We start from the raw sequence: 11,761 nt of genomic DNA, 5'->3' as shown, positions 1-11,761 counted from the left end.
ACTAAACCTAATTGTACAGCGTAAGAGTTTCAGGTGGACTCTTTCCGTCATGCAAGGCCAACAATCACATAACGTGCTTATATTGCTTGAGTTGCATACGTGATAGTAGCAAGATAGTCCGAAAGCAAAAGCAGAAAGATTCTGTCTAAAAAGCGTCATATCTCAAAGAAATCAGCGAGTCAGAATTCACATCAGTAGGAGTGGTAATGTTCAAAATACACAAATCAAAAAGCAAGGATGAGTCCATAGAAGAAGTGACTGCCGTAGTTGTGGAAGAACCCCACAAACATCCCATGATATGCCTTTTTGATTTCGAGGAAGATGTAGAAAAAGAACTGGAAAACTTAAGGTTTAACTATGTAACTGCTAGTTTCGGTTCAACTGTGAAAGTTGCGAACAAACGTCATGAAGAAAAACTCCTGAAGCTGCACCATGACTATCCTAGCAATCTACATGAATTTGACATCGTTATGTTGGATCTGACTGTTGAGAAATCAGAAGATTTTGATGCTAGCCTGCATAGCCTAAAAAATACAACTGGAAACAAAGCTCATGCCTTGCTTAGCATATACCCCGAACAAGTTTTCGACCCTAGGCCATTATCCATTAATATCGTTTCTGATGAAATAAATGAGCTGGCATGGAAGAAGGCAATAGTGATCGCATTTTGCGGGAGTGCAATTTCTTCTGAATACCAATTTGTAGAAATAACAGCATACGAGGCTAGTATTACACGCCGAGAGTCATATTCTAACCATACATTCTATAAAGGCTTTTCTGGCTCTAAAAACCGACATGGCCGTAAGGTTGCCCTCCCAGAAAAAGGCTCAAAACTATCTCCGCTGTTTAATCAACACTTAGATGGAATTGAGTACCGAAGTGTGTTTAACCACCCTGATGTTTGGGAGGACGGAAAGTACCAGAAAGACCGTAATTTTATACCACTGTTACTTAATGAAAGAGATGAAATTGTAAGTTACGCGCATTTCCAAAACGAGTCACTGGTATTAGTCTTCCCAGACATTGAGAACAAAGGAAGCTTTGTTGCTAGTCTCCTTAAGACATACCTACCAGAAATAATGCCAGATATATTCCCATTTCATGGTGAATTCGGCTGGTTAGAAAGTGGGGACTATTTGTTGCCTGGAGAGAGCGAGTTATTGCAAGAAAAGGCCGATATAGAGGAAAAATACGTCAAAGATATTACTGAAAACGAGAACTCTCTGCTCAAATTAAAGAGTGAGTTCAAGTTTCTGACAGATTTAATTTCTGAAACTGGTGATGCATTAGTATCGTCGATTGAACATTATCTCAAGTGGTTGGAGTTTGAGTCGGTAGTTAACTTTGACGATACAAATCCAGATATTCTTGAAGAGGATATTCAGGTTGATTGTGGGGATCGGTTTTTAGTCATCGAGATTAAAGGCATTGGAGGTACATCGACAGACAAAGACTGCTCTCAAATTAGCAAGATTAGGTATAGACGCGCCGAGCAACGAGGAAAATTTGATGTGTTCGGACTATATATTGTCAATCACCAGCGATACATGCCACCAAAATCGAGATCCACCCCCCCGTTTACCGAGAATCAAGTCAAAGATGCAGGCCACGATAAGCGAGGGCTTTTAACCACATACGATCTTTATAAAGCATATTTCCTGATTGAAGACGGGATTTTGCAAAAATCAGATGTTAGAGAATCACTTTTTAAAACAGGGCTAATTACTCTAGAGCCTACAGACCTAGTATCTATTGGTGTTCCTCAAGAACTCTTCATGAACGGTCAAGTTGCTATCGTAAATTTAAATGATATAACTCTAGCTGTAGGCGACACCTTGATCGTAAGAAAACAAGGAGATTATTCAAGAGCTAAAGTCGAATCCTTGCAAGTTAATGGTAAGGGAGTAGATACCTGTAATGAAGGAGAGGTTGGCATAAAGTTAGACCGAAAATTGAAGAAGAACTCAGAGCTGTTTGTTAGAAAGTTATAACAAGCTGTTGATCTGTACCTTTAAGTACTGGGCACTGAGTTAAGCGATTTTTCCATACTTAAACTCATTCATTGATTGCTAATTTAGCAACATCGCTAACTCAGAAATGTCCAACAGTGTGCTGACGGGGCATGAAACACGAAAATGCCCCAAAACTCGCTAGACCAAACACTCTACAAGATCTGTTTCGTTCATTTTATCCTACAAAAAGTTATTCGATAGAATGCAACTCAACACGATTGAGTCTACATTATACTTATTTAGCCTGTCAGATTGCCTATTTGATTGGTTAAATCATCAGATTGTCTTCTTGTGGATGATAAATACTTGAAAATATTGTTATTATCGTTTTTATTTATCAGTAAAACCGACTTCCATGAGATATGAATCCGCTCCTGTAGCCCCAAAAGAAAGACAAGAAACAACTAGACAGCGAGCAGCTCGCCAACGTAGAGAGCGTCAGGAAGAGTTGAGGTATACCGCGAGCGATGAAAAGCGATGGGCAGAAATTAGAGAGAGGGTTCTTAGAGATAGACAAGAGGCTGGATTAGGTCAAATCTCTCAAGGTTTAAAAACGCCTCAAATTCTAAGCGATTCTATCGGGCTACAGTGTTCACTTGACGATGAAATGGCGAAGAATCATCAGCATGTACTTATTACTGATTTAGAAGATGCGCACAAGATATTGCATAACGTTTGGCTAGATTCTGGTAAAGACGTTGCAGCTCTTGCAGCGAGTATTAATACAGCAAAATCATGGTTCAACCACACAGAGCCGATGTTTGACGCCGCGTCTATTGCTAAGCAATTCGGGGATATGAACATTAAGGCGGATCTTGTTGAGAGCAGAGGACAAATCTTTGTCGCATTCAATGGGACAGATCAGAACGGGAAAGTACTCAAACATGCGTTAGTGAATGGCTCTCGTATCAACATGAACGGAAAAAAATACCCGCTTAATTCATTTAAAGCAATGCAAACTGGTTTTAGCCCGAAATCTAGGGTTGCAAACTTTAAAGGTGCAGGAGTTTTAACGTTTGTTGTATCGGCGAGTATTGCTACTAGTGACCTAGTGTTCAAAGATGATTACCACCTAGTGGATTGGTTTGGGAATGTTGGCTCTGACATGTTCAAATTTATGCTCCAAAGCGCAGTTGGTGAAGCCGCATTGTTTGCTGCTGCTGTCTTAGGTCAACCGATAATTATCGGTGCAATTGCTGTAACAGCGACATATCTTCTAATTGAATGGGCTTGGGGCGAATACAAAATTTCTCAAACGATAGTTGAAAGGTTAGAAAGTGCGATATAAAACTAAAATCCGTTTGGCTGGCTTATTTTTTGTTTCACTAATGCTGTTGTGTTGGTTTTATCCTTCTTATAGCGTTTATTTGGATTACCTTGAGCTATTGAATCGAGCCGATACTGTGCAAGTTTCCGTTATTACCTTGTGGGTTCCTGTTGGTGTTTTTGGGGCTTTAGTGTGTGTGCTTTTTATGACACCTAAAGCATTGCTATATGGGAAGAAGATTAATGAACTTTATTCTCAAAGAGCTATGCAGTTAGCTAACAAAATTAGTATTTATTTTGCATTGGCAGGCGTGGCATTTGCTGCTGGCTGGACATATCACTCTATCGACTTGTTAGAAAAATATGGGTACGTATACAGCCGAGATTTAACAAAAGTCACTCCAACAGGAGTGCACTTGATGTACGTTAAAGCTCGATGATTGAACTTAACGGCACTTAATCCGAACCCAGCCAATACTTTTCTGGTGCGATGTTGCTCATCGCACTAGCCCTTCACAACAACTTTGCAATACCTGTGATTATTCGTAGCTTTCTAAATTAGAGAAGGCACTGACAAGGTTTTGTCCATCTTCGAGCCAGCTAGATCTGTGCTGGCTCATTTATGCCCCATTCAAAGTTAGAATTAGGGATCATGCTTGTATCGAATATCTGTTTTGCAATAATTATTTTTAATGATGCTGTTGATTTCAATTCAGCCTTTCACTTTTTATGTCATTGATTTTATGGACAATAAAAATCAATCAAGAAATAGATATCTATTATGTTCATATAGTGTATAGTGTCAGAAGCTCAAACGATGAGCTATTAGTAAAATATTTAGTTCAAGATCTTCTCAGTTTTTATTCGATTAAATTCGTCATATTTATCCTGCGATACCTTTTTCTTCATTCCTTATTTAGTAGCTTTCTTTTTAACTTAATCAATGTATCGAGATATATTATGTCAAATAAATCAACAGGCTTAGTAAAATGGTTTAATGAATCCAAAGGTTTTGGATTTATCACTCCTGATAACGGCGGTTCTGACCTATTTGTTCACTTCAAATCAATTGTTAGTGATGGCTTCAAAACATTATCTGAAGGCCAAAAGGTTTCTTTTGTTGTTGAACAAGGTAACAAAGGTCCTCAAGCGGATAATGTTACGTTAGTGTAAGATATTTATAAAAAGTCTCTTCTGTCGAGGAGACTTTTTTACTTTATTTTTTAATAAAGATTCTGAACGTTCGAAATACGAATAAAATAAATTTTTGGATCGATAAGATAAGAAGCAATATGAGAAAACCAGTAAGAAAATCAAGCAAGAAAACACAGAAAAACAACTTCGAAGAACGATTCGCCGCGATGGTAAAAGAATATCAAGAAGCGAAAGAAATTCTCGACTCTATGACTGAAAGTTCATCAGAATATTTAGCACAGAAAAAAGCATGCGATAAACTTTTTGCAAACGCGGAACGATACATTAATAAGAGATAATGAATTGAAATGGCTTTATTCTAATCTGAATAAAATCATCTTTCTTAGCATCAATAGGATGATATATGAGCAAGTTACCTAAACCGACACAAAAGCAGAAGCAATTTAGTATTAATCAGAAAGGGACTAAACGAATACCAGAAGAGTTGAAAAAAATGGGTGTTCGCAAACGCATAGAAGAGATTGAAGAACAAAAAAAGTGGGATAAAGAGTGGGGACTATGAGTTCACGAAACCTCTCTGAGCTTATCAATACGACACTCCTCTTACATTCCGAAAAGCTGAGCAACTTGGACCGAGACATGCTGACAAGTTTACGAGATCAACTTAATCGTGAGCAAACCTTGTCAGACAAACAATCCAAACTGTGTCAAAGGCTACTACGAAAAACGAATCATGATTGCTAACCAACGTCAGTCTTCACAGCTATCTACCCAGCTATCATCAAGCATCAAGCGTTATTCGACTTAGCATCTGATCCATTAAATCTCTAATCTTAATTAGTATTGCACCCTCTGGCGCATGATGCTCAGCTGAGCGCTTGGCGTTCGTTAGACTTTTCATGAAGATAGTTTCGCTATCCATCACGGTGTGTTTTAGGTCGGCATGGTCCTATTCCTTTTGAGGAGACGTAGTGGTGTGATGCTTTCAATATGGCATTGTTTCACGCTTAAACGTTCGAACTGACTTGGTTTCTGCCTAAAAGCTGGACTAGGCAAGCAACTGATTATCAAGGAGTATGGACGGCAAAAAACCATCATAGAATGGTTATTACCTCATCTCACAAACCTGAGCACTACGAGTATGTTTCATCGCTTCTACAGTTTAAGCAACTTAACGTTCCACTTGTCATAATATGATGTGTGCCCCAGATATTTCGTTGTTGCTATTTCCAAAGCTCATCTGTTGAAGAGCATAGTCTTTCTATGAGCAACCTTGTACAAACCTTACATTCAATATAATAAAATTTTTTTAGTGTATGATTCGCACTTTTTTAACTTAAACCAGATCTTCTTTCTACCGTGATTTTTCAAAGTAGTTCCTCCAAAACAACACCAGTCTCACCGTTAGCAATCCTTTGGAGAAGGCTATTCATCTTTATTTTTTTATGTATTGATGTTTCTTTATTTTGAATAGATTTGTTTTTATTATTTCTATTCTCATTATTAAATATTTGATTAGACATATTATGCCCCTTTATAAAAAATTATAATTAAGGTGCACTGAACATAAGTATTTTTAGGATAGGTAATTAAGGAGATTACAGAGAGAAACTTGCTAGGGATTACGCTGGAAAACTATCTTTATATTTTATCTTGAAACAAATCTTTGTCAGAGCAACTACCTCGCCAGGCGTATGACGAGGCAGTGTAAATTCAATTGTAAGACTAAATAGTCGTTACATTTTCTGCTTGAAGGCCTTTAGGACCTTTACCTACAGTAAAGGAAACCTGCTCGCCTTCAATAAGCTTCTTAAAGCCATCGCCTAAAATGCTTCTGAAATGAACAAATAAATCATCGCCATTTTCTTGAGAAATAAAACCAAAACCTTTAGTTTCGTTAAACCACTTTACTGTACCAATTACTTGATTAGACATATTATGCCCCTTATAAAATTAAAATTAAGGTGCACTGAACATAGGTATTATTTTAGGATAGAGCATTAAGGAGATTACAGAGAGAAACTTGCTAGGGATGACGCTGGAAAACTTTCTTTATATTTTATCTTGAAACAACTCTGTGTCAGAGCAAAGACCACTATACAGATTAATTAAAAAAAATATACCTTTATTTTAAATTAATTTTTATATCATCTATTCAAACGCATTTTATCACAAAGGGTTCATCTTGATTCCGACGTTTTGCAGTTGGGAACATTAAGCAATAAATCAATACTGCCAAACGGCCTTTTTTGAGAGAGACTTGCTTGCGGCTGCCAAACTCGCCTTTGTCCAACGGCTTGCTGACGGGGTAGATCATCGTAACGCAAAACTGCACGGACATGATATGGCAGAGGAAGTTGCTGGCGCATTTCCAGATATTGATGAATTAGAAAAAGATGTAGCAGACCTTGATGAGTACTTTACTAACCTGAAAAAACGAAGAAAATAAATGTTTGAATAGGAGACATAGCCCCCTATGTCTCCTGTAATCATATATCTTATCTTGAGCTGCACCAGTATAGTGGCATAGTTAATTTAGTCACTAGAATAGATATCTTGTAATACCATTGGTAATCCATGAAGTGCTAATTTAGGTAAAGGGGTAACTCAGAAATGTCCAAAAAAGAGCTAGCTGCCGTGCCTAGCTCTGTTTTGCACAAAAGCACTTTAGCCCAGGAATACTGCTTGTTGTTACTCCAAGCATTTTTACCTTAGTTAAACTCGAAGAACTAAAAAGCAAAGCCTGCTTTTAGTAATTGTGGGTGTAATGACTACTCATGTATCGGACGACAAACTTGCTATTTTAGCTTGCATGGAGAAAGCTAAATGAGATAAGAATGCATAACTAAACAATGTAAATGCGAAGAATATATTTTTAACAACATGCCACCAAAAACCAAGTTCTTTTGTCAGTAATAACACATACAAAATCAGAGCTACGGAGGCAACTAACCGCAATAAATTTGTAAACAGAACAAAATTATCAGCGTTCTCTCCCTTATAGCCCTTTAAAGCCTCATACCTGGCTGCAAGCTGACCCCACATTATGCATGATGCGATAGCAGGATCTGAGATATAAAAAAGTTCAGTCGCGCTACCTTCTGCTAAACGAAACATCAGCACTGCGATAAAAGGGAGGATTATAAATACTAGCTCATTAATAGCACGGCTAAGCATTCTCTTGATCGTCCATTAACAATTGCATCATTTCTGTGCGAGGAATTACTCCGTGAACGGCCTCAATCTCGTGCCTGACCCGCTTCATTTTGTCGGTCATATACACTCTAAGATCTACTCGTAAGCCATCACCAGGAAGTATTGTTACTTGTCGGTTAAACCAGTTTTCTAGCCAATCTGCGTGTGTGATTTTTGCACTAAATTCTTGTCTACCCGTTACTTTGCAAAGCCACTTAAATCGCCATGTATTCCCACTAAAAGCAGCGTTTACTATTTCTAAAGCAATTTTTTCATGCGGAAAGTCTTTCTCGGAAGAGTATATTTCATCAACACTCTTGCTAATTGAGATACTTTTGCCAATCCTTTTATTTGGCTCTACACTTTTATCACCGATACCAACATATACTTTATCTTGTTCTGTTAGTTGGATTCTTATTGCATTCAGAGCTTTTTCCGCACCTTTAGCTATTCGGTAATCATCTATATGGGTGATTTTTAAAGCAGAGCTGGCATCATTTTCAAATGAATCAACTACTTCTTTATGAAGTTCATTTGCTAGATTCTTAAAAGGTTCTCGAGTGTTATGTTCAGCAGGTTTGCCCAAAAAACTCTCTATCTTCTTTTGAACCTTAAGTAAAAAGTTGTCTTTTTCGTAAGCTGTTCCATCCGTATTTTTTAATGAATTATTTTGAACGCCAACTACAGAACCTTCAATTGTACGAGAGAGCTTAGAAGATAAGCGCAATTGCAAGCCTGTCGAGTCAATAACTGCTTGCTGCATTTCATTTATGCCATCTATGAGGTCTCCCATCGCATGAAAAACACGAGACGAGTTTTCTTCATCTCTCGAGTAGTCTATTTTTATCCCAAACTGTAAGTTGCTCATTTTTTAGCTCTTTATGTCGTTTGTACAAAACGTAGCATATGATGCATGAATCTATCTATCGGCCAATTCAAAAAGCTTCATAACTTTTTGTTCTGAGAAGATCCTCATTCAACATCTTCCTCATATTTTCAGTAAAAATGAAACTAAGCTGTTAGACCTTAGGGCAGAAGCTCCTTGACATCACATTCCAAGGTCTCTGCAATCTTATACAATTTTTCAAGCGTGATATTGATTTTACCGCGTTCGATACGACTCATGTAGCTTCTGTCTATCTCTGCGAGTAGCGCGAGTTTTTCTTGAGGTAAGCCTCTGGATTTTCTAACTTTTACAATACGTTGGCCTACAGCTTCGGCAAGTTTCGTGTTCATGTTTTTTATTTATGAAATTAATTTCTTGAACAATGCATGCTTGCGGCTTATATGGCCACGGATTATAATCCTCATAATTGGTGTAATTGATTAATTTTTGATCAGATGAAGATAAAAATCAGAAAAGAGTTATTTCTCGCTATTTATAACAATGAACATTTCTCAGCTAACGACTTAAAGTCCTTTCCATTAGACAGTGATGAAAAAGAATACTTATCGGATGAATACGTCGAAAAAAAATTGAAGGAAATGTCGTTTATCGGCGCAGTCCTTTCGTGCGGTTTCGATAAGCATGGTGATGAGATGTTTTCCAAAGGTTTTATGTTTAACCATATCGACTGGGAGGTTGTTGATTACGACAATTATAGTGAGGATTCGAATTATCTTTCTCTCAAGAGAGAAAGTCTCTTGACGATTTTGCAAGATAAACAGTCAGCTCTGTCAGAGTCCTATTCTCTTCATAAAAGGGCATGGAAGCATTTCAATCAGTTGTGTGCTCAACACTCAGAACTTCGGCCGTGTTTAGACCAATATATATCCGAGCATGACAATTGTAGATTGGATATCAAAGCGGAAATGCTAGCTGTAGAAAATGCCATTACCTTCTACAAAAACATAAAGCAACCAGTAGAGAATGGGAGTTAATTTGTACAACTCTATACTTTACGTATATGCCACAAACAACGGCATGCTCGTTGGGCAGTTCATTCAACAGTCGAAGAACAACTTGTCATTCTCATATTCTGATGAATGGTTAGCACACGATTCAGCCTTCCCGATTTCGCTTAGCCTGCCACTAATAAAAGGTGAGAATTCATCGTTTAATGTATTGAATTTTATAAATAATCTCCTTCCTGACGTAATGGAAGACCGACTAGATCTCGCGCACTCAGTGGGTGTGCAATCCGTCGATGCACTCACTTTACTCTCTAAAATTGGTCACGATTGCATCGGTGGCGTTATGTTTACCGACAGCAAGGAACCTCTAAGCATAGGATGGGAATACCGAGAGATCTCTACAAGTGAGTTAGATGAACTTGTAACTAACCGTAAGTCATTTCTTCCTTTCTTTGTTGATTACCGTCCGTGTATTTCGGGGACACAGAGAAAAACAACACTGATGAAGTTGAATGGCAAATGGTATGTACCCCAAGGTAAATCAATTAGCAGCCACATTATCAAGTATCCGATGGATGCGATTACTCAAAGTAGCTCTGTACTAGATATGAGTAGCAGCATTGAGAACGAATTCATCTGCACTCAAATAGCCAAAGAGCTTGGATTTAAAGTACCCAATGTCGAGATAATAGCGACTGAATCAGGAGCTAAAGCACTTGCTGTCGAGCGGTTTGACAGGAGTTTTGGTGAAAGGAGCGTATCTTGCAGGCATCAAGAAGACTTTTGCCAGATTCTTGGCGTTCCTGAACATCGAAAATATCAATCGGAGAATGGGTTAGGAATCACCAGCATTGCTGATGTTTTAAATTTCTCAGCGGAAAGCAATGTAAATACTCATGATTTTTTTAAGTTTATGATATTACAGTATCTTCTTGGTGCTACCGATGGTCATCTCAAAAACTTTTCAGTGCATATTGATCCAGAAGGACACTATCAGCTTACACCGTTCTACGATTTGCTATCAGCTTATCCTGTTGTAGGTCCCAAAGGATTAAATAAGCGAAAACTAAAGTTATCGATCGGCCTGAAAGCATCTAAAGGATATAAATACAACATCAACAAGATTTACTTACGACATATAGAGCAGACCGCTAGTCAGTTCGATATCAGCAATGATGAATGCCACGAGGTCGTATCTGGCTTTCTCGCTCAATTTAGTAACGCACTCAGCTCAATAGACAAACAGTTTCCAGCAGCGGAATTTGCGTTAGTAAAGGACGCAATATTTCAACATTCCACCGAAAACGTTGAGAAGTTGAACAGAACAATCAAATAAACATCGCGGGTAACAATTGTTACTCTTTTTGCAAACATACTTCCGATCCAATGATGGGGGATATATGACAGGCAGCACTGCTCAAGAAAATAATACGACTCTTGATTTGCAGCAGTCTTTTGCTCTGCTAAGTGTCGATAAGAACGGTATTGTAACTATGAAATTTGGTGATGAAGTAACGGTTTTTATGAACGACAAATGCCCAGCTATCACTACAGATATATTGAAGGTGATTGCATCAATAAAAAACGGGAGTAGTTAGCAATGAAAGATGAGAAAGATGAGAAAGATGAGAAAGATGAGAAAGATGAGAAAGATAAAAGTAGTGAGCTATCGAAACCTTCTTGTGAGAACCAGACATTGAGCGCTTTCTAAACTCGCTCGAAAAAGACATACAGCAGCATACAGATGAATCAGTCATTACTTCTCAAAAAATGAAAGAATAATTGGATGAGTGAACGTCGGCGACTATTCAGTCGATTTAGATGATAAATTTTAGGAGTGAGGATTGTATGAAGGCAAAAATCGGAATTCTATCAGAAGAGATTGCACGTAATCGAGTGATTCGCATTGCACAAGGAAAAGTGAGGCATGAAGAGTCTTACCCTCTTTTTTTGTTTGAGTCACTAGCTGCGCTTTCACGACTGTTGTCTAACGAAAATATTGAACTACTGAATTTGATTGCTCGCGAAAAACCAAACAGTCTTGATGAACTTGCTGAAATGAGTGGGCGTGCTATCAACGATGTTAACCGTACTCTTGAAGCACTTTCGTCCAAGGGGTTTGCTCATATAGAGAAGAAGGGAAGTCAATCTCGACCGATAGCGTTGTTTACAACGTTCGAGATCGTTATGGGCAGCTCCCTTCAACTTTAAATTACAATTTAATAGCTAGAAATGGAGTGCAACACCAAGAAATCCGACTCACGAGGTAGTCTTCTCAA

General features: G+C 38.1%; 15 protein-coding genes. 10 read left to right on the top strand and 5 right to left on the bottom strand.

All coding sequences use genetic code 11. The features are described from left to right. The first annotated feature begins 206 nt into the window (after positions 1–206). The 6 genes from J4N40_RS13950 (at position 207) to J4N40_RS13925 (ending at position 4,995) form a co-directional block, all read left to right on the top strand. Positions 207–1,991 (top strand): hypothetical protein, encoded by a 1,785-nt coding sequence (locus J4N40_RS13950; protein WP_250654283.1) that lies wholly within the window; start codon positions 207–209, stop codon positions 1,989–1,991. Between the two features lie 376 nt (positions 1,992–2,367). Continuing rightward, the gene (locus J4N40_RS13945) at positions 2,368–3,300 is read left to right on the top strand and encodes a hypothetical protein (RefSeq protein WP_020196717.1); all 933 of its coding nucleotides are present in this window, start codon (positions 2,368–2,370) and stop codon (positions 3,298–3,300) included. Beyond that, positions 3,290–3,718 (top strand): hypothetical protein, encoded by a 429-nt coding sequence (locus J4N40_RS13940; protein WP_020196716.1) that lies wholly within the window; start codon positions 3,290–3,292, stop codon positions 3,716–3,718. The genes J4N40_RS13945 and J4N40_RS13940 overlap by 11 nt, the downstream gene beginning before the upstream one ends. A gap of 520 nt (positions 3,719–4,238) precedes the next feature. Next, a complete protein-coding gene (gene cspE / locus J4N40_RS13935) occupies positions 4,239–4,451 on the top strand; it encodes a transcription antiterminator/RNA stability regulator CspE (RefSeq protein ID WP_005380667.1) in 213 nt (70 codons plus the stop codon). 119 nt (positions 4,452–4,570) lie between these two features. Beyond that, on the top strand, positions 4,571–4,771 hold the full coding sequence (locus tag J4N40_RS13930) for a hypothetical protein (protein WP_020196715.1): 201 nt from the start codon (positions 4,571–4,573) through the stop codon (positions 4,769–4,771). 65 nt (positions 4,772–4,836) lie between these two features. Continuing rightward, complete coding sequence (locus tag J4N40_RS13925; RefSeq protein ID WP_020196714.1) at positions 4,837–4,995, top strand: hypothetical protein; 159 nt, start codon at positions 4,837–4,839, stop codon at positions 4,993–4,995. A gap of 805 nt (positions 4,996–5,800) precedes the next feature. On the opposite strand, the gene J4N40_RS13920 is transcribed toward J4N40_RS13925, so the two are convergent. From J4N40_RS13920 to J4N40_RS13900, 5 genes are all read right to left on the bottom strand, one after another. After that, positions 5,801–5,956: a hypothetical protein gene (locus tag J4N40_RS13920; RefSeq protein ID WP_020196713.1), complete on the bottom strand. Its 156-nt coding sequence runs from the start codon at positions 5,954–5,956 to the stop codon at positions 5,801–5,803. A gap of 202 nt (positions 5,957–6,158) precedes the next feature. Further along, complete coding sequence (locus tag J4N40_RS13915; RefSeq protein ID WP_005380677.1) at positions 6,159–6,368, bottom strand: cold-shock protein; 210 nt, start codon at positions 6,366–6,368, stop codon at positions 6,159–6,161. An 840-nt stretch (positions 6,369–7,208) separates the two neighbouring features. Beyond that, the gene (locus J4N40_RS13910) at positions 7,209–7,610 is read right to left on the bottom strand and encodes a hypothetical protein (protein ID WP_020196711.1); all 402 of its coding nucleotides are present in this window, start codon (positions 7,608–7,610) and stop codon (positions 7,209–7,211) included. Further along, entirely contained in the window at positions 7,603–8,496 is an 894-nt protein-coding gene (locus tag J4N40_RS13905; protein WP_031829691.1) for a hypothetical protein, read from the bottom strand. Before J4N40_RS13905 ends, J4N40_RS13910 begins: the two co-directional genes overlap by 8 nt. 158 nt (positions 8,497–8,654) lie before the next feature. Next, complete coding sequence (locus J4N40_RS13900; protein WP_020196709.1) at positions 8,655–8,864, bottom strand: helix-turn-helix domain-containing protein; 210 nt, start codon at positions 8,862–8,864, stop codon at positions 8,655–8,657. Between the two features lie 105 nt (positions 8,865–8,969). On the opposite strand from J4N40_RS13900, the gene J4N40_RS13895 reads away from it, so the two are divergent. From J4N40_RS13895 to J4N40_RS13880, 4 genes are all read left to right on the top strand, one after another. Continuing rightward, positions 8,970–9,509, top strand: a complete 540-nt coding sequence (locus J4N40_RS13895; RefSeq protein WP_020196708.1) for a hypothetical protein — start codon at positions 8,970–8,972, stop codon at positions 9,507–9,509. Then, complete coding sequence (locus J4N40_RS13890) at positions 9,499–10,818, top strand: HipA domain-containing protein (RefSeq protein ID WP_020196707.1); 1,320 nt, start codon at positions 9,499–9,501, stop codon at positions 10,816–10,818. Before J4N40_RS13895 ends, J4N40_RS13890 begins: the two co-directional genes overlap by 11 nt. Positions 10,819–10,882: 64 nt before the next feature. After that, entirely contained in the window at positions 10,883–11,080 is a 198-nt protein-coding gene (locus J4N40_RS13885; protein WP_020196706.1) for a hypothetical protein, read from the top strand. 250 nt (positions 11,081–11,330) lie between these two features. After that, entirely contained in the window at positions 11,331–11,693 is a 363-nt protein-coding gene (locus J4N40_RS13880) for an HVO_A0114 family putative DNA-binding protein (protein ID WP_020196704.1), read from the top strand. Positions 11,694–11,761 lie beyond the last annotated feature (68 nt).

It is taken from the genome of Vibrio sp. SCSIO 43097, assembly GCF_023650755.1.
GTDB lineage: Bacteria > Pseudomonadota > Gammaproteobacteria > Enterobacterales > Vibrionaceae > Vibrio > Vibrio alginolyticus.
Note: the sequence above shows the minus strand (reverse complement) of the source record. Positions and strands in the feature narration are given on the sequence as shown.

Bases quoted from the DNA above. Each gene is read 5' to 3' on its own strand.
- J4N40_RS13890 (WP_020196707.1), top strand. From the start codon at position 9,499: ATGGGAGTTAATTTGTACAACTCTATACTTTACGTATATGCCACAAAC.
- J4N40_RS13950 (WP_250654283.1), top strand. From the start codon at position 207: ATGTTCAAAATACACAAATCAAAAAGCAAGGATGAGTCCATAGAAGAA.
- J4N40_RS13925 (WP_020196714.1), top strand. From the start codon at position 4,837: ATGAGCAAGTTACCTAAACCGACACAAAAGCAGAAGCAATTTAGTATT.
- J4N40_RS13945 (WP_020196717.1), top strand. From the start codon at position 2,368: ATGAGATATGAATCCGCTCCTGTAGCCCCAAAAGAAAGACAAGAAACA.
- J4N40_RS13930 (WP_020196715.1), top strand. From the start codon at position 4,571: ATGAGAAAACCAGTAAGAAAATCAAGCAAGAAAACACAGAAAAACAAC.
- J4N40_RS13900 (WP_020196709.1), bottom strand. From the start codon at position 8,864: ATGAACACGAAACTTGCCGAAGCTGTAGGCCAACGTATTGTAAAAGTT.
- J4N40_RS13915 (WP_005380677.1), bottom strand. From the start codon at position 6,368: ATGTCTAATCAAGTAATTGGTACAGTAAAGTGGTTTAACGAAACTAAA.
- J4N40_RS13880 (WP_020196704.1), top strand. From the start codon at position 11,331: ATGAAGGCAAAAATCGGAATTCTATCAGAAGAGATTGCACGTAATCGA.
- J4N40_RS13905 (WP_031829691.1), bottom strand. From the start codon at position 8,496: ATGAGCAACTTACAGTTTGGGATAAAAATAGACTACTCGAGAGATGAA.
- cspE (WP_005380667.1), top strand. From the start codon at position 4,239: ATGTCAAATAAATCAACAGGCTTAGTAAAATGGTTTAATGAATCCAAA.
- J4N40_RS13920 (WP_020196713.1), bottom strand. From the start codon at position 5,956: ATGTCTAATCAAATATTTAATAATGAGAATAGAAATAATAAAAACAAA.
- J4N40_RS13910 (WP_020196711.1), bottom strand. From the start codon at position 7,610: ATGCTTAGCCGTGCTATTAATGAGCTAGTATTTATAATCCTCCCTTTT.
- J4N40_RS13885 (WP_020196706.1), top strand. From the start codon at position 10,883: ATGACAGGCAGCACTGCTCAAGAAAATAATACGACTCTTGATTTGCAG.
- J4N40_RS13895 (WP_020196708.1), top strand. From the start codon at position 8,970: ATGAAGATAAAAATCAGAAAAGAGTTATTTCTCGCTATTTATAACAAT.